This window comes from Terriglobales bacterium, assembly GCA_035543055.1.
Lineage (GTDB): Bacteria > Acidobacteriota > Terriglobia > Terriglobales > Acidobacteriaceae > JAIQFD01.
On record DATKKJ010000130.1, the window covers coordinates 1 to 22,885 of the forward strand.

20 protein-coding genes and 1 tRNA gene are annotated in these 22,885 nt (G+C 64.0%); 9 read left to right on the plus strand and 12 right to left on the minus strand.

The window, feature by feature from the left end; genetic code table 11:
- A partial coding sequence (locus tag VMS96_09025; GenBank protein HVP43565.1) for a hypothetical protein occupies nucleotides 1-239 on the plus strand: 239 nt, incomplete at its 5' end.
- 37 nt (nucleotides 240-276) lie between these two features.
- Here VMS96_09025 and ligD read toward each other — a convergent pair.
- Nucleotides 277-2,838 (minus strand): DNA ligase D, encoded by a 2,562-nt coding sequence (ligD, locus tag VMS96_09030; protein ID HVP43566.1) that lies wholly within the window; start codon nucleotides 2,836-2,838, stop codon nucleotides 277-279.
- Between the two features lie 81 nt (nucleotides 2,839-2,919).
- On the opposite strand from ligD, the gene VMS96_09035 reads away from it, so the two are divergent.
- Nucleotides 2,920-3,768 (plus strand): Ku protein, encoded by an 849-nt coding sequence (locus tag VMS96_09035; GenBank protein HVP43567.1) that lies wholly within the window; start codon nucleotides 2,920-2,922, stop codon nucleotides 3,766-3,768.
- Between the two features lie 92 nt (nucleotides 3,769-3,860).
- Here the strand turns inward: VMS96_09035 and ribB are convergent, their stop codons facing one another.
- Both ribB and VMS96_09045 read right to left on the minus strand, forming a co-directional pair.
- Nucleotides 3,861-5,024, minus strand: a complete 1,164-nt coding sequence (gene ribB, locus VMS96_09040) for a 3,4-dihydroxy-2-butanone-4-phosphate synthase (GenBank protein HVP43568.1) — start codon at nucleotides 5,022-5,024, stop codon at nucleotides 3,861-3,863.
- A 49-nt stretch (nucleotides 5,025-5,073) separates the two neighbouring features.
- Entirely contained in the window at nucleotides 5,074-7,923 is a 2,850-nt protein-coding gene (locus VMS96_09045) for a M48 family metalloprotease (GenBank protein HVP43569.1), read from the minus strand.
- 184 nt (nucleotides 7,924-8,107) lie between these two features.
- Here VMS96_09045 and VMS96_09050 point away from each other — a divergent pair, with 184 nt between their 5' ends.
- Complete coding sequence (locus tag VMS96_09050) at nucleotides 8,108-8,836, plus strand: DUF1326 domain-containing protein (GenBank protein ID HVP43570.1); 729 nt, start codon at nucleotides 8,108-8,110, stop codon at nucleotides 8,834-8,836.
- A gap of 58 nt (nucleotides 8,837-8,894) precedes the next feature.
- Here the strand turns inward: VMS96_09050 and VMS96_09055 are convergent, their stop codons facing one another.
- The 8 genes from VMS96_09055 to VMS96_09090 form a co-directional block, all read right to left on the minus strand.
- Nucleotides 8,895-9,971, minus strand: coding sequence for a radical SAM protein (locus tag VMS96_09055; GenBank protein ID HVP43571.1), 1,077 nt, complete (start codon nucleotides 9,969-9,971; stop codon nucleotides 8,895-8,897).
- 68 nt (nucleotides 9,972-10,039) lie between these two features.
- A complete protein-coding gene (locus tag VMS96_09060) occupies nucleotides 10,040-10,312 on the minus strand; it encodes a hypothetical protein (GenBank protein HVP43572.1) in 273 nt (90 codons plus the stop codon).
- A complete protein-coding gene (locus VMS96_09065) occupies nucleotides 10,303-10,713 on the minus strand; it encodes a hypothetical protein (protein HVP43573.1) in 411 nt (136 codons plus the stop codon). Before VMS96_09065 ends, VMS96_09060 begins: the two co-directional genes overlap by 10 nt.
- A gap of 29 nt (nucleotides 10,714-10,742) precedes the next feature.
- A complete protein-coding gene (gene msrB, locus VMS96_09070) occupies nucleotides 10,743-11,138 on the minus strand; it encodes a peptide-methionine (R)-S-oxide reductase MsrB (GenBank protein HVP43574.1) in 396 nt (131 codons plus the stop codon).
- 62 nt (nucleotides 11,139-11,200) lie between these two features.
- Nucleotides 11,201-11,593 carry a hypothetical protein gene (locus tag VMS96_09075; protein ID HVP43575.1) on the minus strand — a complete coding sequence of 131 codons (393 nt, stop codon included), beginning with the start codon at nucleotides 11,591-11,593 and terminating at the stop codon, nucleotides 11,201-11,203.
- 98 nt (nucleotides 11,594-11,691) lie between these two features.
- Entirely contained in the window at nucleotides 11,692-12,309 is a 618-nt protein-coding gene (locus tag VMS96_09080; protein HVP43576.1) for a DUF4126 domain-containing protein, read from the minus strand.
- An 83-nt stretch (nucleotides 12,310-12,392) separates the two neighbouring features.
- Complete coding sequence (locus VMS96_09085; GenBank protein ID HVP43577.1) at nucleotides 12,393-12,620, minus strand: hypothetical protein; 228 nt, start codon at nucleotides 12,618-12,620, stop codon at nucleotides 12,393-12,395.
- 226 nt (nucleotides 12,621-12,846) lie between these two features.
- Nucleotides 12,847-12,935, minus strand: a tRNA-Leu gene (locus VMS96_09090).
- A 200-nt stretch (nucleotides 12,936-13,135) separates the two neighbouring features.
- Between VMS96_09090 and VMS96_09095 the strand changes: the two genes are divergently transcribed.
- Nucleotides 13,136-13,831: a response regulator transcription factor gene (locus VMS96_09095; protein HVP43578.1), complete on the plus strand. Its 696-nt coding sequence runs from the start codon at nucleotides 13,136-13,138 to the stop codon at nucleotides 13,829-13,831.
- Between the two features lie 213 nt (nucleotides 13,832-14,044).
- Here the strand turns inward: VMS96_09095 and VMS96_09100 are convergent, their stop codons facing one another.
- Nucleotides 14,045-14,536 (minus strand): BON domain-containing protein, encoded by a 492-nt coding sequence (locus VMS96_09100; protein ID HVP43579.1) that lies wholly within the window; start codon nucleotides 14,534-14,536, stop codon nucleotides 14,045-14,047.
- 457 nt (nucleotides 14,537-14,993) lie between these two features.
- On the opposite strand from VMS96_09100, the gene VMS96_09105 reads away from it, so the two are divergent.
- From VMS96_09105 to VMS96_09125, 5 genes are all read left to right on the plus strand, one after another.
- The gene (locus VMS96_09105; GenBank protein ID HVP43580.1) at nucleotides 14,994-15,662 is read left to right on the plus strand and encodes a hypothetical protein; all 669 of its coding nucleotides are present in this window, start codon (nucleotides 14,994-14,996) and stop codon (nucleotides 15,660-15,662) included.
- A gap of 73 nt (nucleotides 15,663-15,735) precedes the next feature.
- The gene (locus VMS96_09110) at nucleotides 15,736-16,890 is read left to right on the plus strand and encodes a pyridoxal phosphate-dependent aminotransferase (protein ID HVP43581.1); all 1,155 of its coding nucleotides are present in this window, start codon (nucleotides 15,736-15,738) and stop codon (nucleotides 16,888-16,890) included.
- A gap of 363 nt (nucleotides 16,891-17,253) precedes the next feature.
- On the plus strand, nucleotides 17,254-18,552 hold the full coding sequence (locus VMS96_09115; protein HVP43582.1) for an adenylate/guanylate cyclase domain-containing protein: 1,299 nt from the start codon (nucleotides 17,254-17,256) through the stop codon (nucleotides 18,550-18,552).
- A gap of 6 nt (nucleotides 18,553-18,558) precedes the next feature.
- A complete protein-coding gene (locus tag VMS96_09120) occupies nucleotides 18,559-21,729 on the plus strand; it encodes a protein kinase (GenBank protein ID HVP43583.1) in 3,171 nt (1,056 codons plus the stop codon).
- A partial coding sequence (locus VMS96_09125; GenBank protein ID HVP43584.1) for a PKD domain-containing protein occupies nucleotides 21,719-22,885 on the plus strand: 1,167 nt, incomplete at its 3' end. The genes VMS96_09120 and VMS96_09125, both read left to right, overlap by 11 nt.

Consider the following 22,885-nt stretch of genomic DNA (forward strand, 5'->3'; position numbering starts at 1 on the left):
GAGAGTCGTGGGTCGTAGGTGGTGAGCAAAGAGCAGGTAAGATGCCACTAGCCAACAAGATTCTGTACCTAATGGGAGCGGCTGCTTGCTTCGCAATGGCGGGCCTGTTCAAAAGCTTTTGGCTCGGTGGATTTGGCGCCCACCCCGGATATGGTGCCCGTCGAATTCCCGGCTGGTTGGGGCGGCTGTTGTTTGTATTAGGAGGTTTGTGGCTTATCTACGACGGTTTCTTGCGATAAACCCTCTGGCCCACGACCACGACCGGCGACCCACGACCTATCGCTGCGCGTCTTGTACCAATCGGCCGAGTTTGTCGAGAGCCGCCTCAATCCGTTGAGGCTTCGTCAGCACCGGCTGGAACAGGTCGCCGACGCGGGCGAAGCGGGCCTCCACGTTTCCCAAGTGAAATTGTTTCGGGGAAAGTCCCGGCGCGACCTCGCGCCAGGCCAGCGGCGTCGCTACCGGGGCGCCGGGATAGGCGCGCAGCACGTACGGCGCGGAAATGGTCTTGCCTTCGCCGTTCTGCAGAAAATCGAAGTACACCTTGCCCTTTTCGCGCTTGGCCACGGTCCGAGGCGTAGTGAACAGGTCCGGACGTTCCGACGCGACCAGCCGGGCGAGGATCTCAGCGAAGATCTTCGTTTGGTCGTAGGAGTACACCGGCTCGACCGGGATGTAGATGTGCATACCGTCGCCACCGGTGGTCTTGGGATAGCCTTCGAGGCCGATGAGCTCCAGCTTGCGGCGCACCAGCTGCGCCGCCTCGACGATGCGGTCGTACTCGCAGTGGTAGGGATCGAGGTCGATGAGGATGAAGTCGGGGTTGTGCTGCGTTCCAATGCGGCTCATCCACGGGTTCTGGTCGATGCAGCCCAGGTTGGCGAGATACAGCAGGCTGGGCCGGTCCTGCGCGAGCACGAAGTTGGTGGTCTTGTCCTCGTCCTTGATCGGTGCGGTGTGCAGCCACGAAGGGATGCCCTTGGGCGCTTCCTTCTGGAAGAAGTACTCGGCGTCGATGCCGTCGGGATAGCGCTTGAGGGACAGCGGCCGGGCGTGCAAGTGGGGAAGGATCAGGCCGGCGACGGCGTCGTAGTAGTTGATAACGTCGCGCTTCTTGTAGCCCTCGCGCGGGTAGAAGACCTTGTTGAGGTGAGTGAACTTCAGGCGGCGTCCATCCACCTCGACGAACGCTTCCTCCTGCTTGGCCGGCAGCAGCGGAGTTCCTTCGACGGCTCCTTCCAACGAAGTTGTAGCGCGTCCGCCCCCAGACGCGCCTTCACCTCTACTGCTCCGCCGCCCGGCCGTGGGCGGTGGGGCTACAACTTCGTTGGCGACCTCCCGGACGCAGTCCCGCGGATCGGCATCGGGACGAAGGCCGAGGAACACCGGCGCGCGCAGGCGCAGGTCGGGAGTCCACATCGAGAACCTCACGGTACAGACCAGCTCCGGGCGCACCCAGGTGACGCCGGCCTTGAGCTCGGCGTGCGCCACGGCGAACGGGCTCCGCTTCGCGGCCATGGCCTTCAGCGTGCGGTGAATGTCCTTGAGGGAACTCTGGTCGAAGCCCGTCCCGACGTTGCCTGCCCACACCAGCTTGTCCTTTTCGCAATAGCCGAGCACCAGGGCACCGAATTCGCGCGCGCCCTCGGTGAAGCCGCAGATGACGAAGTCCTGCTGGTTCACCACCTTGAGCTTTATCCAGCTGTTGCTGCGCTTCGATTCGTACGAACTGGTCGCGCGCTTGGCGACCACGCCCTCGAGTCCGGTCTCTCGGGCGCTGGCCAGAAGCTGTGGCCCGTTGCCGACAAAGTGGTCGGAGTAGCGCACCTCCGGGCTTGGCCGTAGCACGGAGGTCAGCAGGCGCTTGCGGTCTTCGAGCGAGCAGGCGCGCAGGTCGTAGCCGTTGAGGTAAAGCAGGTCGAAAGCGAACAGGGTGACCGGCCGGGAGCGCGCCAGGTTAGGCACTGCCTTCGGATTGGCCCCAATGCGCGGCTGGAGCCGGGCGAAGCTGGGACGTCCCTGCTCGTCGAAGGCAACGATCTCGCCGTCCACGATGGCGGATTCGCCTTTCAGCGACCCAGCTAGCGCCGCCAACTCCGGATACTGCTTCTCCATCGCTTTTCCACTGCGGGAAACCAGCCGGACCTTCTTGCCTTCGACGAAGCACAGCGACCGCACCCCGTCCCACTTCACCTCATAGACCCACTCCGGGCCTTCGGGCAGGGTCTCGCTTATCACCGCCAGCATGGGCGCGACCTTCGCGGGCATGGCCGCTTTTACCGCGCCGGGTACCCGCGACGGATCGGCCGCACCCTGGTGGACGCTGCGCAGGTCGTTTTCCGGGTCATAGCCGGGCTGGGCGGCGAAGTCCTTCTTCTTGATCAGCAGCCATTCGTTGCCCTTGCCGCGGTTCTTCATGCGGACCAGAGCAAACTCGCCCAGCAGCTTCTCGCCGTGGAGGCGGAACTTGAGATCGCCGGCGGCCCACTGCTCGGCCGGGGCTTTGTCGGTCAGCCACTCGTAGGTGCCCCGGTCCCAGACCATGACGCTGCCGGCGCCGTACTCCCCCGCTGGGATGGTGCCTTCGAAGTCACCGTATTCCAGGGGGTGGTCCTCGACCAGCACCGCCAGGCGCTTCTCCGCCGGGTCCAGGGTCGGGCCCTTGGGGACGGCCCAGGAACGCAGCGCGCCGTCCATCTCCAGGCGCAAGTCATAATGCAGCCGCCGTGCGCTATGTCGTTGAATAAAAAACCTGTTACCTGATCTTGGTGGGGCGGCAGGCGGGGGCTCGGGAGTTTTCTTGAAATCCCTTTTCCGCCGGTACTCATCTAGTGTCATGGTTCTCGGTTATCTAGAACTGCACCGTTTTCTGTGCTATAGAATACCGGTTTTCCCTACAGCTCTGGGGGGGAGCGCCCAATGGCGAGCACGGTTTGGAAAGGACACCTGACCTTCGGCCTGGTGTCGCTTCCGGTCAAATTGTATAGCGCGGCCCGCAGCGAGACCGTCAGCTTCAACCAGCTGCACAAGGCCGACCACTCCCGCATCAAGAACGTCGTCTACTGCCAGCTCGAAGACAAGCCCATCCCGCGCAGCGAGATCGTGAAGGGTTACGAGTACGAGAAGGACAAGTACGTGGTGGTGGATGACGAGGAGATCAAGAAGGTTGCGCCCAAGACCGCCAAGACCATGGAGATCCTGGAGTTCGTGAAGTCGGCGGACGTGGACCCCATCTACTTCGAAAGCTCCTACTACCTGGCGCCCGACGAGGCCGGCGAGAAGCCCTACGCCCTGCTGTTCTCGGCCCTGCAGAAGAGCGGATATGTCGGGGTGGCCAAGATCTCGATGCACAACCGCGAGCACATCGTCATCCTGCGGCCGGGCCCGAAGGGCATCTTGCTGCACACTATGTACTACCGCGACGAGATACGGCAGGTGGAGGAATTCCGCACCGACACCAGCCTGGTGAAAGAAAAAGAGTTGGAGCTGGCGACCAATCTCGTGGAATCGCTGGCTGCAGCTTTCGAGCCGGAGAAATACAGCGACGGCTACCGCGAGAACCTGAAGGCGATGATCGCGGCCAAGGTGCAGGGACGCGAGGTCTTCGAAGCGCCCGCTCCGCAGCACCTCGCGCCGGTGATCGACATCATGGAAGCGCTGAAAGCGAGCCTGGCGTCAGCGAGGAAGCCGGTGGCTTCCGCGAGCAAACCGGCGGAGTCGGCTGACACCAGCAAAGCCAAGCGCGGCAAGAAATCGTCCGCGGGATAGGTTCCGACTGAAGCAACGTCAATGCAGAACTTAGATCGCAGAATGCAGAAGTGACTTCTGCATTCTGCGTTCTGACTTGCCTTTGAAGTTTTTCAGCGGCTCGTCACGCCGGCCTTCACCGCCACCGGCACCTGCTCAACAATGTGGATACCGTAGCCCTCGAGGGCCACGACCTTGCGCGGATGGTTGGTCAGCAAGCGCACCGCGCGCAGGCCGAGGTCGATCAGGATCTGCGCCCCGATGCCGGCTTCGCGCTGGATCTTCTTCTGCGACTTGCGGGCCTCGGGCTCGCGCGCGTCCTTGTGGAAGACCAGCGACGCGGTCTCCCCGATATTTTCCACGGCGAATCCCTTCGAGGTCTGGTGCAGGTAGATGAGGGCGCCGCAGCCCTGTTCGGCGATCATCTCCATGGAGCGGTCGATGATCTCGCGGCAGTCGCACCAGGTGGCGCCGAAGACGTCCCCCATGAGGCAGTGGGCGTGCATGCGCACCAGCACCGGGCCGCGGGCGCGCTCCAGGTCGCCCTTGACCAGCGCGATGTGCGAGTTGTGCGTGATCTGGCTCTCGTAGGCGATCATGCGGAAGTCGCCGTAACGGGTGGGCACCATGGCTTCGCCGATGCGCTTGACCAGGCGCTCGTTCCGCATGCGGTAGCGGATGAGCTCGGCGACGGTCAGCATCTTCAACCCGTGCTCGCGGCAGAATTCGGTGAGCTGGGGGACGCGGGCCATGGTGCCGTCGTCGTTCATGATCTCGCAGATGACGCCGGCGGGCTTCAGGCCGGCCAGGCGCGCCAGGTCCACGGAGGCCTCGGTCTGGCCGGCGCGGATGAGCACGCCGCCGGAGCGCGCGCGCAGCGGGAAAACGTGCCCGGGACGGGCCAGGTCGCTGGGGCGCGTCCGAGGATCGAGCGCGACCTGGATGGTCTTGGCGCGATCGGCGGCCGAGATGCCCGTGGTCGTGCCTTCCTTGGCGTCGATGGCCTCGCAGAAGGCGGTGCCGAACTGCGAGGTGTTCTCCGCGCTCATGGGCGGGATGCGCAGCTCGTCCAGCCGCTCCTCGGTCAGGGCCAGGCAGATGAGCCCGCGGCCGTGCTTGGCCATGAAATTGATGGCCTCGGGCGTGATCTTCTCCGCCGCCAGGGTCAGGTCGCCTTCGTTCTCGCGGTCCTCGTCGTCCACTACAACGATCATGCGCCCGGCGCGGATCTCCTCGAGCGCGCTGGGAACGTCGCAGAATAGGGCGTTGGGGCTCATCGGGCTCTGTGGAAATTGTAACAAACCTCGACCTGCGAGCCCCCGCGCGTCAATTTGCAGTCTTGTCCACGTCGAGCACGAAGACGGTCTGGTCGTCGGTGAGCACGATCAGGCGCTTGCCGTCGGGGCTGAAGTCGGCGAAGCTGACGCGGGCGCCGAAGGTAAGCTCATCCCGCTGCCGCAGGCCGGCGACGTCGTAGACCGCTAGACGTCCCGGTTCGCGCTCCACGACCACCTTGCTCCCGTCCGGCGAAAGTCCGGCGTCCCCACCGAACAGACGGCCTAGGCGCACGCCTTTGAGGGAGTACAGCAGCACCCGCTGCTGGTCGTCCAGCATGAGCAGGGTAGAGCCGGCGGCGTAGAAGGCTCGCGCCTGGAACGAGCCGTGTCCAGTCTCGATGGGAAACTTGGCGCGCGCCTTGCCGGTGCGAAGATCCACGACCTCGACCAAGTAGCTACCTTCGTTCTCCTTCACAGCGTTCACCATCTTCTTGGCCTCGGGATCATCCTTCAACTCATCCTTTGCCCCGCGCGTTCCCAGTTCCCAGGCGAACACGGCGGTGTCGCTCCCAAGGGCCCCTTCGATCCCGGGAAAGGCCTTGGGGTAGTAGCGCGACCACAAGAGCGCGTCCGTCCGCGAATCATGCGCCTCCAGGGTGATGTTGTTGCGCGGTTTGTCGTCATCTTCTGGCGTCCAGGTGAGCACGACGGAGCCGAAGTGACGCACATGGACGCGCCTCTTCATCTCCCGGATCGGCACGATGGAGCGGGTACCGAGATCGGCCCGCGCGAGACTGTTCCCGGGCTCTTCGGCGCGCAGCCTGCGTACCTCTTTTTCGCTTTGCCCTTTCAGCACCCGCAAAGTGGACAGATCGAGGGGAGCAAAGTTAAAGAAAACGTTGCCGCCCTCGAAGTAGGCGCCGCGAAAACCACGAATGTACAGCAGGCGTTCGCCGCTGTTCAGGTCCCACAGAGCGCCGCGCGTCCGTTCGCTGAGCGCGATCGCATTCAGGCCGGGGGCCACGGCCGCGCTGCTCAGGCGTGCCAGCGGGCTGAGCGGCAGGGCCACAGTCGCGATCGGCCTCTCGCCCGCCTGGGTGTAGAGGCCGATTTCCCCGTTGGCCCGCTCGTTGACGAATGTTTTTTCGTAGATGTCAAGCGCGTTGGTGCGGCTGGCCATGAAGATCTTTTTCGTTTCCAGGTCCATCAGGCCGACTGGAGCCTTCTGCAAAGGACGAACCAGCACGTAAGAGCCCTTGCTGACCGGGGAGAGCACACGACCGCCGATCGGAATGTCAGAAGAGATGATCTCGCCCGAGGGAAAGCGTACGAGAGAGGCTTGTTCCAGGTTGTCGCTATTGGCGCCGACGATGCGCTCAGGGCCCACGAATGCGAAGGTGGCGGAAGTGACCTTGCGCACGGTGCCGGGCACGGAGATCTCGGCCAGGGATTTCATGTCCAGCAGCAGATGGACTTCGGGACGTCCGACCAGGAGATAGCGCCCGTCCGGCGAGAATGCCATGGCGGCGAGTGGCCGCCGGCTACTCCACGACACGAAGATGGCCGAATAGATCTGGTAAACGCCGGTCGGACCTATGAACCCCTTCTTGGTAAAGACGGGGTCGCCGGTGTCGACGTCGAACAACAGCAGGTCGAGCGGGAAGTAGGTGTCCCGGTTGGCGCGGATACAGGCTAGGTAGCGGCCATCGGGAGAGAGCGCGGACTGCTCGCAACCTTGGAACACGTACACCTCGTCGATGTCTTCCAGCCGTTGTTCGGAGATGTTCCAGCGCTCCACCCGGAGGCCGTGGGAGTAGAAGACGACGGAGCGAGAGTCGGGACTGAACTGGGCGTCGTGGGCGCGCCGGGCGTCGATCCGAAACAGCAGCGCGAGCGGGTCGCGGGTGAGGACGAAGATGCTGGTGTCGTCCTGGGCGAGCAGATACTTGCCGTCCGGACTGAATCGAAACAGGCGGATATCCTCCCGCAGGACCGGCTCGAGCCTCCGCCTCATCACCACCTTATGGAGTGATTCTTTCTTGCCGAAGCCCGTGTAGTTGCGGACTGCGGTCTGCCAGCGCTCGAAGTCTGCCGAAGGGGAATGAGTGGTAGAGGCGATGCAGGAAGCGGGGATCGCGCCCAGGCTCTTGATGATCTCGCGAAGCCGTTTGGAGTCCGGCCGGGTGGTGCCAAAGAGATCGGAGATCCAGCTTCCCTTCCGTCCCTGGGACTCGGTCAAACGGTCCCAAAAATCGACCCACGCCTGCGGCGCGTAGCCGGAGCGGGACACGGCATAGACGGCCACCTGGTCGGCTTCAATCTGTGCGCGCTCTCCCCGAAAGGCGTGGGCGAAGATGCCTCGCTTTGTGCGGTAAACATCGAGCGCCTGGTGGAACTTGTCTTCAATATCGGCACGGTCGCCGAGTTTGGTAGTACCGAAGGCGTCGTGGAAGATCTGGCTCCACTGGAGTGCGCTGTGATGCACAAGCTGGTGGCCCATCTCGTGGGCGACCACACCGGCAAGTTCGTCTTCGGAGCGAACCGTCGTGATCAGCTTGCGGTTGACGTAGATGCGTCCGCCGGGGAGGGCAAAGGCATTGGCTGAGGAACTGTCCAACAGGTAAAAGCGGAACCGCGCCCGGCTGGGGGGCATCTGCGTCAAAAGCCGGTCGCCGATCTGCTTCAAACGGCCCGCCAGAGCGTCGTCTTCGATGACGTGCAGGTCGTAGGAGAGCTGCGCGGCGGCGATCTCGCCCAGTTCGAACTCCTGCTCTTCGCTGAAGAGGTTCAGCTCCTTCGAGGGTGACAGCACGGGAGCTTGCGGGCATTGCTGGGCCAAGCCAAGCCCGACCGACCACAAAAGGATGAAATAGAACGAGAACGAAGCTTTATAGGTCACGTCCTTACCGCCCTTCGTCAAACCTATGAGCCCCCGGAATAATGCCCCGCATGTTAGCGCTGAGCGGGAGCGAATCAAGCGGAATCTGGTTCTTGTTCTGGATTCAGAACAGAACTCGGTGAGCAGGCGCTTGCTGGGGTGCCTGGATTTGGCGCATAATTTCGCTCCATCAAGGGGGTGAGCCATGCGCAAAGTGATCCTGCTTGCCGCTGTCGCTCTGGTTGGGGTGACGGTCGGCCACACGTCCCCGCCCAGCGACTGGGCGATGAACGCGACCGCCATCGAAGCTTGCAGCTGCACTCACTTCTGTCCCTGCTACTTCAACCCGCATCCCTCGGCCCACCACGAGAACGGGAAGATGGAGCACTTCTGCAAATTCAACAACGCCTACAAAGTCAACCACGGACACTACGGCACGGTGAAGCTCGACGGCGCCAAGTTCTGGATCCATGGCGACCTGGGAGGAGACTTCTCCCAGGGGCAGCTGAACTGGGCGGTCCTGACGTTCGACAAGGCGACCACGCCCGAACAGCGCCAGGCCATCGGCGAGATCGCGGGCCACGTCTTCCCGGTGAAGTGGAAATCGTTCACGACCGACGAAGGGAACATCGACACCTGGACCTTCGACAAGGACTCGGCGCACGCCACCCTCAACGGCGGCAAGACCGCCGAGGTCAAGCTGAAGCGCTACCAGGGGTTGACCAACGAGCCGGCGGTGCTCAAGAACGTCCGCTACTGGGGGACCCCGCGTAACGATGGCTTCGTCATGATGCCGAACGAGGTCGAGACTTACCGCGAGGGCCCGAACGCCTACGAGTTCAAGGGCACCAACGGTTTCATGCTGACCTTCGACATCACTTCGAAGGACGTGCAACCAAAACCACCCGCCTCCATGGGCAGCAGCACGTACTGAACATCGTAAACAGGAAAACCACGCCGGGCGCTTCCGGCGTGGTTCTGTCTTGGGCGCGCTATGCGCCGATCTGGGTCAACGGGGCCGGCTTGGGAGACTGGCGTTCCTGCCAGCGCGCAGGGGTCACGGAACGTCCCAGCAGGTTCGCCAGGGCCCCGATCCTCATGGAGCCGCCGACCAGGTGGCCGATCTTCAGCGGTCCCGCCAGCTTCATGCTGCGCAACGAATGCAGCCCGACACTGGAGGCGCAGCCGCATTGCGCGCAATCCGGCTTCCCGCCGAAGATGCACGGCTCCACCCGGGTCTTGAGGTCGGCCGAGTAGTTGACTGACATTCGGGCGAAGATGCATTCCGCGGGATTCTGCGGGGGCTGGGCGAAGGCTTCGGCAATGTGCGGGTTCATCAGCACCTGGGGGAAGCGCGCTCGCCAGCCGGCCATGTCCTCGACCAGGTTGCGGCGCTCGCTGGCGGTCAGCATCTCCGGGCTGTGCTCGCCGATCTGCGGCGTATAGGTGCTCACCCAGATGCGGTCCACTTCCGGCCGCGACGTCCAGAAGGCGAAGTATTCGTCCAGGTAGCCGGCGCTATGCACCATGGGGCGGGTGATGGTCAGGTGGACGTTGACCCTGCGGCCTTCGATGTTGCGCAGGATACGTTCGTAGGTGGCGGGCGCCCGGCGGACGTCGTGGTGCTCCGGCAGGCCGTCCACGGAGACCGTCACCTTGAGCCGGGGTATGCGCATCCATTCGGCCGGGAAGGGCGCCACCGCGCTGGTCACCAGCAAGGTGAAGATCCCCATCTCGCTCAGAGCGGGGATGATGCGCTCCAGTTCGGGCTTGCGCATCAGGGGCTCGCCGCCGACCAGCGAGACATGCACCGGGCGGTGTTTCTTCACCAGGCCGATCACTCCGTTCACCAGCGCGTCGCCGCGGAAGTCGCTGAGCTGCCGCAGAGTAGCTCCTCCGCCCAGATGCTCGTCGTTGTAGGCGTAGCAGCCGGGGCAGTGCAGCGGGCACTCCCGCGTGATCTCGATGGACAACAAGGGCGCCCGGCCCCGCAGAATGCCCATCCAGGCGGAGATCAGCTCCAGCGGCTTGATCCCGGGTGATTTGCAGTGCGCGCTCGTCGTGCTCATGGATTTCTCCTTAAAGTCGTAAACCTTCGACTGGGATGCGCCCGCCGCGGGCACAGTGAAGGGCGGGCCTAGCGCCGGAGAGGCAGAGGGACAGGGCCCGGGTCGAAATCGCTGGCGCCGGCCAGGCGCTCAAAGGTCTGATAGAGCGGCCCAAACATCACCCCGGCGGCCGACGGAGGCAGCACCGCGAGTGCCTGCGGAGCCAGCGGGACATGGATGGCCTTACCCATCAGCGTGGGGGGGCTGGGCACGGACGGCGAAATCAGGATGCTGGCCAGGGTGATGGCACACACCACCGCCAGGGAAGAACGCGCGGATAACGAGGTGATCCTCAACTCCATTCCCATTGTTCCGATTGTACAGCGGAGCCACAGCCGGCGGCAGCCGGCCGAAGCCTGACAGATTGGATGCAGATCGTTGCCTGGGACCCGAAAAAAATCATTGCTCTGTCGACGGCAGGGAGCCGGACGGTCCAGGGCTCGATGCGAGTCGTCCTCAATAGTCCGTTGGTGGTCCAGGGGTCGGCTTCCAGTCTGGCGTTGATCTGCCGGGGATCCTTCGCACGGATGACCAGCAGCGCCTCTCCGGTCTGCTCGAGCGGGCCTCCCAGGAGCACAAAACTTTCGGCCACCAGCGCGTCCATGAACGCGGCGCGCTCTTCCCACAACTCCTGCTTCTCCAAGGGCTGGCCTTGCTTCCACCGCGCACCCCGCGCTCGCATCACGACAAAAAGCTTCTTCATGGTCTTACTTGGTGCTAGGTACTTGGTACTTATTTCGGCTCCAGCTTCAACGACGCCGAGTTGATGCAGTAGCGCAGGCCGGTGGGCCGGGGGCCGTCCGGGAATACGTGCCCCAGGTGGGACTCGCAGCGCGAGCACACCACCTCCACCCGGCGCATGCCGTAGCTGGTGTCTTCGTGGGATTCCACCCGGTCGGGGGCGGCCGGTTGGTAGAAACTCGGCCAGCCGCTCCCCGATTCGAATTTCGTATCGGAGGAGAACAGCTCCTGCCCGCAGGCGGCACAGCGATAAACACCCTTGTCCTTGGCGTGCGCGTATTGTCCGGTGAAGGCGCGCTCCGTGCCCTTCTCGCGCAGGATGTGATACTGCTCCGGCGTCAGCTCCTGCCGCCACTCGGCTTCCGACTTCCTGATCTTCTCTGCCATATCGTCTCCCACGGGTTAGATTGCCGATCGCACCCGAAGGGTTCATGGGAGGGTCATCGCAACTACTTCGGGTGCTCGTGTTTCGTCGGCAAGCCGCATCGGGTCGCGGTTTCGCCTTCAAAGTCGAACTCGATCAGGATGGCCGGCTCGCTGCCCACCACGCGTCCGTCGTGCCCGGGCTCGATGCTGACCACCTGCGGCGCTACGTAGTCGCGGGTGCAGCCGTCGAGGAACTCCATGTGGATGCGCCCGCGGGCCAGGAAGCCCACGTGCGCGTGTTGGCAAGTGTCGGTGCCGACCAGCGGCTTGAGGTCGCGCGCCCAGTGGAACCCCGCCGGATAGACCGACCGCTTCACCCGCGCCTTGCCGGCGCGCACGACGTCGATGTGCACCCCGCCGATCTGCTGATGCTCGGCGCCCGGGATCGGGGCCGTGAGAGTGTCGCTGGCGCTCATGGCGCTTGCCTCCCCCATCAAGGATCGGGAAAGGATACAGGACGAGCGCGGCGCTCGGAAAGCTCGACAGCGACCGACCCGACTGCCCCATTCGCGGCCTAAGGCGCCGAGCCTTCCATCCGCTCCAGCTCGCGCCAGGCGCCGCTGAATAACTGGCGCATCGCCCGCAGCACCCAGCGCACCAGCACGACGATGATGAGGAGCGCGACCAGGACCGCCCCGGCGGCGATGTACGGATGCCGGGTGGCAAGCCAGGTCAGCCCGATGGCCACGACGTCCTCTCCCAGGCTGAGGGCCGTGTTGGAAAGCGGCTCCGGAGACGGCGTGACCGCCGCACGCGCCGCCATCTTGCCGCCATGGGCCGCCAGTGCGATGAGCCCGCCGCCCACGGCGACCGCGATCTGGGCCCCGGGGGAGAGCTGAGCCGTCGCGCCGTAGGTCAACAGGGCCGCCGCGGGCACGCGTACGAACGTGTGGAGCGCGTTCCAGATCAGATCGAAGGCCGGGATCTTGTCGGCGAAGAACTCAATGACGAACAGCGCTGCGGCGACCGCGATCACCGGCCAGCCTTGCAGCAGGTGCAAGGCGGGCGGGAGCTCGACGACGCCGGCGCGTCCTAGCAGACCGAGCGTCGCGACCGTGGCATAGACATTGAGGCCGGCGGCGAAACTGGCGCCGGCCGCGATGGCCACGACCTCTTGCGAACTGGGATGCATGACGATTTCGATGCCCGGGGCTGCGATCGAACAAGGAAATGGGCCGCCTCGCGGCGGCCCAATCTTAACCCGCTTGCCGGATCTTACAGGGTCGACTCGATCTCGAAGCCCCACGCCTGCAGCAGGGTCTCAGGGATGTACTTCGAATTCTTGTTGCGGCGAGCCCATTCGCGCAGGCGAGTCGAGCGCAGATACTGGTCCGGCTCGAGCTTGAACTCCTTCACTGCCTGCTCGAAAGAGGTCACCACGGGCACCACCGGTCCGATCGGCTCCGGCTTGCCCCAGTTCGGATTTCCACGTCGCTTTGCCATTACGTATTCGTCCTGCCTTTAATAAATTAAGAATCCACTAGTTTGGATGCCGGCGCACAGCCAAAGATTCACCGCCACAGCGGCCCCCGGGCTGATGCCAAAACTGAATATTCTACGCGTTTTGGGGTAAGAATCAAGTGCAAAATGAACCGCAGTTCATCTTGAGACTGGCTGTAAGTCATTCCAATACAGCGGCTTAGTCATCAGGGAGGGAGCGCAAATGGGGTGGTGCCCGGGGTCGGAATCGAACCGACACGCCCCTTTCGGGGCCCGGGATTTTAAGTCCCGTGCGTCTGCCAGTTTCGCCACCCGGGCATTCTGCTGCGGCCATGTTAACACCCAGGGTTGGAGCTTCACCCCATCTATTGCACTCGCCCAGGGGCAGGACTAGCATTCTTCGGGCGACTCGCGTCCACAGCGTTGGAGCGTCCTCCCGCCAAGCGCGTGTGGCGGGATGCCACAGACGCCTGCAATCCCATTCACGGCGGGCAAGAGATCATAAAGAGACCGGAGCCATGAAAGACCACCGCCGCATCCTGGTTGTGGATGACGAGCCGCAGATCACGCGCGTGCTGCGCACCACGCTCTCGGCGCAGGGCTACGACATCCGCGTGGCCAATGACGGCGAGACCGCGCTGGAGATCATGAAAGACTGGGCGCCCGACCTGGTGATCACCGACCTGGCCATGCCGCGCCTGGATGGCCTGGAGCTGTGCAAACGGATTCGCGCGGTGGCGGACATGCCGATCATCGTGCTCTCGGTGAAGGACCAGGAGCGCACCAAGGTGCAGGCCCTGGACGCGGGCGCCGACGATTACGTCACCAAGCCATTCGGGGTCAGCGAACTCCTGGCCCGGGTGCGGGCGAACTTGAGGCGCGCTCCGGCCGCGGCGCCGGAAGGCGGGGCGGTCATCAGCCAGGGGGACTTCCACATCGATGTCGGCGCGCACAGTGTTGCCATCCGCGGCAAGGAAGTGCGCCTGACCCCCAAGGAATTCGACCTGCTGGTGTATCTCGCGCAACGCCCCGGGAAGGTCGTGACCCACCGGGCGCTGCTGGCCGCGGTGTGGGGGCCGAACGCCACCGAACAGCCGGAATACTTGCGCGTGTTCGTCGGCCAGCTGCGCAAGAAGATCGAGCCCGATCCCTCCACGCCGCGCTACATCGAGACCGAACCCTGGGTCGGCTACCGCTTCAACCCCGGGGGGTAGGACCGTCCCGCTGCGGGCCTTTACGAAGGTTTTACGCCCTCCTTAATCCCACCCTTACCGATGCGGCTATCGAATGTTCTCGCGCCGCCTGACAGTGGCGGGAGCGGCGACTCCTTATGCCTTCGACCTTCTCATTCATCGGTTTTGGGGTCCTGGTAAGACAAAAGGAGACGGGTCGCTCGGCCCGCCGTCCGACTGCCCAAGGGCGCGCCTTCACTTCTCAACGCGGAGATTGTTCTCGACGCTGATCACGCCGGGGACGCCGGCAGCTTTGGCCCGGGCGATCGCCTTATCACCCTCGTTGCCCACGATTCCTTCCAGCGTCACCTTGCCGGCAGCAACGATGATGCGGATCGGTGGTGCGCCGCCCATCATGTAGCGCATCAGTCCGGTGTCCCAGAAACTGCGGGCGATGTGCACACGGATCCGTTCGTCGTCGGGGAATCCAGGCAGGACCTGGATCTTGTTCACCACCTTCTCGACACCCTCGATGTGGCGGACCGCATCTTCGGCCGACTTTTGCAGGCCGGGGTCCCGTACTTTGCCGCTGAGGATCACGGTCGAACCCTGCACTTGGTAGCTGAGAATGTCGAAGATGCTGTAGTGGGGCAGCATGTTCAGCTCATGAAAGACCTCACGCTGGATACGCTCCTCGGCGCGAGGGCTGAGCTGATGTTGCGCCTGGGCCTGAGCAAGTGCCGTCATCGATCCCACCAGTAGACAGACAAGCAGTGTCCGCATGATCGAACACCTCCTCCCCGTGACGTTTTGATGAGCGGGAACTCCGGCAGGATGCCCGGATCGTCGTTGGGTCCTGAGACGGGCTTCTTGGCGCCGCCGGGCTACATCACCAGCTTAGGACTGGTTACCCTCCGCGCAGCGGTAACATTGACACCTCTCCGATCGCAAGGCAGTATGGAGCCAAGTTCCCAGGCTCTGCTTCGAAGTCACGCTTTTGGGCAGCGGTGTTTGTACGCCTGCGCAAGGGACGAAAGTGGCGGAAGACAAGAAACCGGTTCCCACCCGCGCTCCGGGTAAGGATCTGACCTCAAAGATCGCAAAGGCATACCGCACTGCGCCGCCGGCGCGGCAGCAGCCCCAGCTGGATCAGAACGACATTCAAAACCCAGAGCTCGATCAAGTCTTCGAGCGGATGGTCCGCATGCATAAGTCGCAAGCGGAGGCGGAAAGCCCGGTCGTGGCGGAAAGCCCGGTCGTGACTCTTCCCGATGCGCCGGCGATGCGCACCCCTCGCCCGGGAGCAACCGCCGAGCGAGGATATGAAAGCGCGGCTGCGCCACCGCCGGCACGTGCGGTCGAGGCGCAAGCGCCCGTGGCGCCGTCGCCCAAGCAGCCCGCTCCAAGCAGCGACCGTGTCGTCAAGCAGCGCGCCCACCGTCAGCACTATCGGACGAATCCGTACCTGCTCCTGGCGGTGGTGCTGCTGCTGGGAGTGGTCGCTTGGCAGCAGTGGGGCGTGCACGCGCCCGCCGGGAACCCGCCGATGTCCGAGCCGGCGCGGCCGGCGCAGCCCCAGCCGCAGGTGCAGCCCCAGCCGCCGGTCCCGGTGCAACCGCAGCCCAGCCAGGGCAAAGAGCCGGTTTCGCCGCCGGCCGCTGCGGCGGTGACCGCCAAGCGGGTGAAGGGCCTCCGCGCATCCGCGCCGCGGCCAGTCGTGGTGATCCGCGAGGGTGGATTGCGGGAGCCTGGGCCACCGGCAGTGCAGCCTTCAGCTCCACCGATCGCGCCCTATCAATCACTGACCTATCGGCAGATCCCGGTGCTGCCCTCGCTTTCTACCCCGCCGCCAAAGCCTCCATCGACGAGGTAGTGGGCTGCAACAGGTGGGATGGTCGCGGCCGAGTTGCCGCCGGCGGCAACGGCGAGTACAGTTCGAGCCCGCGATGTTCGCCGCACGTACAGCCTGGAGCCTCGCGCCCAACCGTTTCAGCGCGGCCTTGGAAGAGGCGCGCCGCTCGGGTCGCGAACTGCTCGACCTGACGGAATCGAACCCCACCCGGGTGGGGCTCCGCTATCCGGCAGGAACGCTGGAGTCCCTTTCAGCTCCCCGCGGCCTGGAATATCGTCCCGAGGCATTGGGCCTGCAGGAAGCCCGGGAAGCGGTATCGGCCTACTACCGCGAACTTGGATGGGAAGTGACCCCGGACTCGGTGGTGCTGACCAGCGGCACCAGCGAAGCATATTCCTTCCTGTTTCGGCTGCTCTGCGACCCAGGGGACGAGGTGCTGGTGGCCGCGCCCAGTTATCCGCTCCTCGACTTTCTGGCGGACATCCAGGATGTGAAACTCGTTCCTTACCCGCTGCTGTACGACCACGGGTGGCAGATCGATCTGCATACGCTGGAGCAGCGGCTGAGTTCCCGCAGCCGCGCGGTTCTGCTGGTCCACCCCAACAATCCCACGGGTTCGTATGTGAGGTCGGCAGAACGGGAGGCGCTAAACCAGATCTGCGCAGCTCGCGGAATGGCCCTCATCGCCGACGAAGTCTTCCTTGATTTTGCGCTGGCCGATAAGCCACCCTTCACGTTCGCGGCGAACCAAGGGGTACTGACGTGCACCCTGAGCGGGCTGTCCAAGATCGCTGCGCTGCCCCAAGTGAAGCTCGGCTGGATGGTGGTGAGCGGACCGGAAAGCCAGCGAAGAGAAGCCTTGGAGCGCCTCGAGGTCATCGCGGACACCTACCTGTCCGTGGGGACGCCGGTGCAGCTGGCAACTGCCGGGCTGCTGCGCAACCGCGCCCAGGTGCAGCAGCAACTCCGAGAACGGGTGCGGACGAATCTGGCCGAGCTCGACCGCCAGCTAGCAGCCCGTCCAACTTGCCGCCGGCTGGAGGTGGAGGCGGGATGGTACGCGGTCCTCAGAGTCCCCGCCGTGCGCTCGGATGAGGACCTTGCCATCATGCTGTTGCGGCAGCACGGGGTGGTGGTCCATCCCGGCCATTTTTACGACTTTGCCACCGACGGCCACTTGGTCATCAGCCTGATTCCGCCGCCTGACCGGTTCACGGATGGGCTCAGGCGCTTGTTTACCGCTCTGTAAGTAACCATCAAGCGGAAAGTTATGTTTATCCATACGGCCCCGTGGGGCCTCCGAGGCACGCGGCGCGGAGGGTGCGGCGGTACCGGAATCGCGCTTCTCTACTTTGGTAACCAATTGCAGGGTAGTGAGATAACAGCCTGGTTACCAAAGTCCGAAACCCCTTGAAATCCACCGATAGGGCTTTCCAGTACCGGGCTTCCATGGTACTTTAGGCCCACACAAGTGCGTGTCGTGAAGCTCCTCCGGCCGTGAGTTCGTATGGGGGTCAGCGGAGAAGTCTGCCGGTCCCGCCGATGCAGGGGCATCGCGGCGCACGGGTGTTCGGGCTCAGGTACGCCAGCCCCCGGGCGTTGAAGCGGAACCATGCCACAGGACAGCGTCACTCAGATTATCCAGTCCTCCCGCGCGCAGGAGGAGATGCTGGCGCAGCTGGAGAAGTTCCGCCGCACCGTCGTCGTCATGTTCACCGACATCAAGGGATCGACAGCGTACTTTGAGAAGTACGGCGACGTGGCGGGCCTGATGATGGTCCACCAGTGCAACGACATGCTGCGGCAGATCGTGGAGAAGCACGGTGGGCGGGTAGTCAAGGAGATCGGCGACGCCATCATGGCCATCTTCGACGACTGTAAGGAATCGGTGCGGGCGTCGATCGAGATGCAGAAGTCGCTGATCGGCTTCAATGCCCCCAAGCCGGAGCAGGACCACGTCTATATCCGCATCGGGCTGAATTACGGCACCGGGCTGGTGAAATCCAACGACGTCTTCGGCGACGTGGTGAACGTAGCCTCCCGGGTGGAGAGCGTGGCCTCGCCGGAGCAGATCGTCATCTCCGATACCCTGAACAAAGAGGTCGCCTCCGCGAACCTCTTCAAGATCACCTACCTGGGACGGTACGCCCTGAAGGGCAAGGAGGGCGACCGCGACCTGTTCGAAGTGATCTGGGACGAGAAGCGCAAGCCGCAGCCGGCGACGGCGCACACCGTCGTCACCACCGACGCCAAGTTCAAGGTCGTCGTTCCCAAGTTCAAACTGCAGCACATCCGCAAGGACGGCTCGGTGGGCTCCGAGCACGACCTGAAGAACGGCACCATGACCATCGGCCGGGTGGAGGGCGACCTGAAGTTCGCCGCCGACCCGCAGATGGCGGAATCGCATGCCCGCTTCTTCGTGGAGCGCGGGCAGCTGTACGTCGAGGACTTGAGCGGGGGGAAGGGCATTTTCGTGCGCCTGATCGCCACCTACACGCTGCAGAACAGCGACGTGGTGATGATGGGGCGGCAGGTGTTCCAGTTCCGCGAGAAGACCGAAGCCGTGGCCGCGGCGGCGGCGACCGGGACCGCCATCATGGAGGTCGCCTCCATCATCAAGGAGCCGGTGGCGGAATTCGTGGCCGTGACCTCACAAGGGGTGGACGAGAACAGCCGCTTCCCGCTGCTCGACCAGGAGGTCACCTGGGGACGCAACCGCGGCACCTACATCTTTCCCGAGGACGGGTTCATGAGCCGGGCCCACGCCAAGGTGTACCAGCGCGGCGACAGCTTCTTCCTGGAGGACGTAGGCAGCCGCAACGGGACCTTCATCAAGGTGCGGGGCAGGTCGCCGGTGCCGGTGGGCGCGACCGTCCTGGTGGGTGGACAACTCATGAAAGTGGCGCAGTAGGGAGTCATGGCAGGCCCGACAGTCACCAAGATCGGTAAGTACGACGTCATCGAGGTCCTGGGCAAGGGCGGCATGGGCGTTGTCTATAAGGCCATGGACAACCGCATCGGCCGCCTGGTCGCCATCAAGATGATGACCGGCGGCTTCGCCGACAATCCCGACCTGCTCAAACGCTTCTACCGCGAAGCCCAGGCCACGGGCATGCTGGAGCACCCCAATATCGTCATCGTGTACGAGTTGGGCGACCAGGACGGCAATCCTTACATGGTCATGCAGTACCTGGAGGGTGAGCCGCTGGACAAGATGATACAGCAGCGGCGCGAGATCTCCATGGTGGAGAAGCTCGGCTACATCATCCAGGCCTGCAACGGGCTGAACTACGCGCATCAGCGCGGCCTGGTGCACCGCGACATCAAGCCGGCCAATCTGATGGTGCTCAAGGACGGCACCTGCAAGCTGGTGGACTTCGGGATCGCCCGCCTGGGCGACACCAGCCTGACCCGCACCGGCCAGGTCGTCGGCACGATCCACTACATGTCGCCGGAGCAGATCAACGCCCAGGTGGTGGACGGGCGCACCGACATCTGGTCCACCGGGGTCATGCTCTTCGAGCTGCTGACGTACACGCTGCCGTTCGAAGGCAACGACATGGCCTCGACCCTGCTGAAGATCATCCACGAGCAACCGCCCTCGCTGAGCAAGTTCCTCAACAATTACCCGCCCGATCTCGATGAAGTGATCCAGCGCGCGCTCGCCAAGGACCGCGAGGAGCGCTACGCCACGGCCGAGGATTTCGCCTTCGACCTGGGGCGCGCCCAGGAACAGCTCAAGAAGCAGGTGGTGAGCGAGTACGTGGACCGGGCGCGCGGCTTCATGGAGCGCCAGGAGCTGCAGAAGGCCAAAGAACTGCTGCAGCAGGTGCTGCGCGTAGACACCGCCCATACCGTCGCCAAGGAGCTGATGCACGAGGTGCAGCAGCGCATCTCCAAGCAGGTACGCGGCGAGCAGATACGGCAGCTCCGCTCCAACGCGGAAGATGCCATGGCGCACAAGATGTACGACGACGCCCTGGCCTACGTCGAGCAGGCTCTGTCGATGGACAAGACCAACACCGAGCTGCTCAACCTGCGCGACATAGTCAAGGCCGCCAAGGAGAAGAAGGACAAGGCAGTGGCGGCTCTGCGCAAGGCGGAATCTGCGCAGCAGGTGGGCGACCTGGACGTCGCCCTGAAGGCGGCGGAAGAAGCGGTCGGTATCGACCCCGAGAATACTCAGGCCAGGACCCTGCACGCCTCCCTGGCTCGAGAGGTGGCGGAGCATTCCAAGCAGCGGGATATGCAAAAGCTGCTGGACGAGGCGCGGCGCGACATCACCGGCCGCAAGTACACCGCCGCGTTCGACGTCCTGAAGAAGGCCGAGGAGATCGATCCGGCGAGTCCCGAACTGCACAACCTGATGAACCTGGCTTCCTCGGGGCGGGACCAGGAGAGCAAGCGACGGGAGCTGGAGAAGCTGTCGAACGAGATTGAGGACGCTCTCGCCCGCGACGACTACAAGGTCGCCTGCGTCAAGGCAGACGAAGCGCTGCAGAAGTACCCAAGCGAGCCCGCGTTCCTCAAGCTCAAGGCCCTAGCCGATAAGCAGCGGGAGGCCGGGGAAAAGAAGAAATTCGCCGAAGAACAGATCGTCAAGGCCCGCAAGCTGCTGGACACGGGGAAGGCGACCGAAGCGCTGGCTTTGCTGGAGAGCGCGCAGCAGCGGGCGCCCGGGGACGCGCGCTTGCAATCGCTGCTGGCCATCGTCCGCGAGAGCGCGGAGCGGGAGAAGGCTGAGCGTACCAAGGACGAGTTCCTCTCGAAAGCCAAGGAATGCTTGCGCAAGAAGGACTACGACGGCGCCGTCATGGTGCTGGAGATGGCGCAGGCCCAGATCGAGGGCTCGGCCGAGATCAACGACCTGCTGCAGTTCGCGCGCGATGAAGCGGCCCAGCAGGCCCGCCGCGCCAAGACCGAGACGGCGCTGAAGGAAGTGCAGCGGCTGATGGCGGAGGAGGAGTACGACCGCGCTGTCGTCCTGCTGGAGAGCACCCTCAAGGAAGCGCCGGACGACGAACTGAAGGTGCTGCTGGAGGACGCGAAGCGGCACAAAGATGAAGCGGCCAAGAAGGTCCAGGTCGCGATCACCAAAGCGCAGAGATTGCTGGAAGCGCGCAAGGTCGACGACGCCGTCACCTTCCTGGAGGGACTGCCTAAGTCCTTCGCCAAGTCAGCCGAGTTCACCAACCTGCTGGAAAAGGCGCGCAGCGAGCAGGACATGGTGCGGGCGGTCGGCGGCGCGGTGCAGCAGGCCAAGGCAGCGATCGAGAAAGGCGACTTCGCCAGCGCCATCAACATCGTCGAGGCCTGCAAGAAGACCTACGGAGAGACCCCTGACATCAAGGCCGCGCTGGCCGATATCGAGAGCAAGAAAGTCAGCATGGCGCGGCAGGTGGTGGAAAAGGCGGTGCGCGACGCGCGGACGCTGCTGCTGTCGCGACAGTATCAGGCGGCCTTGCGGTCCCTGCATGGCGCCGGCCCGCTGGTGGCGGCCGCGCCACCGGAGCTGCAGCAGCAGTACAACGCGCTGAAGACGGACGCGGAAAAGGGCGCCTCGCGGATCCAGAAGGAACAGGACCTGAAGGGAACCATCGTCGCCGGTTCGCTGGACATGTCCAAGACCATGGTGGCGGGCTCGGTGGAAGCGCCGACGGCAGCGGCCCCGGCCCCGGTCTCGGGGGTCCAACGCCGGGTGGTGGTGGCGCCGCCGCCGCCCAAGAAGGCGCCGGTGATGCTGATCGTGATCGCGGCCGTTATCCTGGCCGTGATCGGCGGCGGGGTCTTCGCTTTCCGCGACCGGATCTGGCCGCCCCAGCGGGACGCCTACGTCGAGATCAACGCCGTTCCGTGGGGAACGGTGACGTCGGCCCGCCAGCTCAATGGCAGGTTCCACGAGGATTACAAGAAGGACAATCAGACGCCCCTGCGGCTGGCATTGCCGGCGGGCGAATACGAGATTACGATCGCGGGTCCGACCGGGCAGGAGAAGACCGAGAAGGTGAAGATCAGCCCGCAGTCCACCGGATCCATCACCCCGGTGTTTGAGCAATTGGATGTGGAGAAGATCGTCAATGCGAAATAAAGGGCAGATCTGGATGCTTCTGGTCCTGGTGGCCCTTACGCCGCTGGCAGCCAGGGCCGACCAGAAGGAAGACCTCAAGAAGAAGGGCGATTCCGCGGCCGCCGCCGGCAAACCGTTCGAGTCGCGCGATGCCTACTGCCAATTAGCCGATCTGGACCCCAATTATCCGCAAGCCAAAATGATGTGCACGATGATGAAGAAGGAGGCCGAGAAGGAGGACGCACGCTGCGACGACCGCTTCAACACCGCCTCCAGCGACCTCAATGCGGGAAAGTTCGACGATGCGGAACAGAAGCTGAAGAACGTCAAGCAGGGCTGCAAGAAATACGACGAAGCCCGGGCGCTCATGGCCAAGGTCCCGCAGCTGAAGCGGGACGCGGAGGCCAAGGCGGGCGACGCCGTCATGGCCCAGAAGTACGAAGAAGGGCTGCGGGCCTACAACCGCAACGACTTCGCCGGCGCCAAGTCGACATTGAAAGAGGTCTCCGGCTCCAAGGCGAGCGAAGCGCAGGCGCTGCTGAACAAGATCAAGCAATACGAGCAGGCGATGTCGCAAGGCGACCAACTGGCCGCGGCCAAGAACTGGAAGGGAGCGGCCCAGGCTTACAACGAAGCCGCAGGTTTCAAGGGTGACGGGCCGGGGGACCCTAAAGGCAAGGCGCGTGCGGCGATGGAAGCGGGGGGTGAGGCCGACAAGGCGGCCGCAGCCGCCAGGGCGGAGGCCGACAAGCAAGCCGCCGCCGCCAAAGCAGAGGCAGACTGCCGCGCCAAGAAGCCTGTCTTCGTCTCCTTCCAAATAAGCCCGAACAGCGGTCAGGTCGGCGCTCCGGTAAAGGCGAACGCAGATGCCAAAGCGGGGTGTAAGAACATCGCCGGCACCCTGATCCAATGGGGTGATGGCTCACAGACCACGGGAACCAGCGGTTCGCACGCATACAAGAGTCCCGGTACCTACGATGTGGTCGCGTGGGTGACGGACGAGGCGGGCAACAAGGTCTCGCAGGTCCAGACGGTGCGCGTCATCGAAGTGGCCGTCAAGCAGGTCGTACCGGAGGTCGATGTCGAAAAGACGCTGGCGGAAGCGCGGGCGGCGAAAGCCAAAGGCGATGTGGCCGGCGCGCGCGGCAAGTACATGAAGGTCCTGTCGGCCGACAAG

Excerpts from the sequence above, each read along its gene's own strand:
- ligD (HVP43566.1), bottom strand. The coding sequence starts at position 2,838 with ATGACACTAGATGAGTACCGGCGGAAAAGGGATTTCAAGAAAACTCCC.
- VMS96_09035 (HVP43567.1), top strand. The coding sequence starts at position 2,920 with ATGGCGAGCACGGTTTGGAAAGGACACCTGACCTTCGGCCTGGTGTCG.
- ribB (HVP43568.1), bottom strand. The coding sequence starts at position 5,024 with ATGAGCCCCAACGCCCTATTCTGCGACGTTCCCAGCGCGCTCGAGGAG.
- VMS96_09050 (HVP43570.1), top strand. The coding sequence starts at position 8,108 with ATGCGCAAAGTGATCCTGCTTGCCGCTGTCGCTCTGGTTGGGGTGACG.
- VMS96_09055 (HVP43571.1), bottom strand. The coding sequence starts at position 9,971 with ATGAGCACGACGAGCGCGCACTGCAAATCACCCGGGATCAAGCCGCTG.
- VMS96_09060 (HVP43572.1), bottom strand. The coding sequence starts at position 10,312 with ATGGAGTTGAGGATCACCTCGTTATCCGCGCGTTCTTCCCTGGCGGTG.
- VMS96_09065 (HVP43573.1), bottom strand. The coding sequence starts at position 10,713 with ATGAAGAAGCTTTTTGTCGTGATGCGAGCGCGGGGTGCGCGGTGGAAG.
- msrB (HVP43574.1), bottom strand. The coding sequence starts at position 11,138 with ATGGCAGAGAAGATCAGGAAGTCGGAAGCCGAGTGGCGGCAGGAGCTG.
- VMS96_09075 (HVP43575.1), bottom strand. The coding sequence starts at position 11,593 with ATGAGCGCCAGCGACACTCTCACGGCCCCGATCCCGGGCGCCGAGCAT.
- VMS96_09080 (HVP43576.1), bottom strand. The coding sequence starts at position 12,309 with ATGCATCCCAGTTCGCAAGAGGTCGTGGCCATCGCGGCCGGCGCCAGT.
- VMS96_09085 (HVP43577.1), bottom strand. The coding sequence starts at position 12,620 with ATGGCAAAGCGACGTGGAAATCCGAACTGGGGCAAGCCGGAGCCGATC.
- VMS96_09095 (HVP43578.1), top strand. The coding sequence starts at position 13,136 with ATGAAAGACCACCGCCGCATCCTGGTTGTGGATGACGAGCCGCAGATC.
- VMS96_09100 (HVP43579.1), bottom strand. The coding sequence starts at position 14,536 with ATGACGGCACTTGCTCAGGCCCAGGCGCAACATCAGCTCAGCCCTCGC.
- VMS96_09105 (HVP43580.1), top strand. The coding sequence starts at position 14,994 with ATGCATAAGTCGCAAGCGGAGGCGGAAAGCCCGGTCGTGGCGGAAAGC.
- VMS96_09110 (HVP43581.1), top strand. The coding sequence starts at position 15,736 with ATGTTCGCCGCACGTACAGCCTGGAGCCTCGCGCCCAACCGTTTCAGC.
- VMS96_09115 (HVP43582.1), top strand. The coding sequence starts at position 17,254 with ATGCCACAGGACAGCGTCACTCAGATTATCCAGTCCTCCCGCGCGCAG.
- VMS96_09120 (HVP43583.1), top strand. The coding sequence starts at position 18,559 with ATGGCAGGCCCGACAGTCACCAAGATCGGTAAGTACGACGTCATCGAG.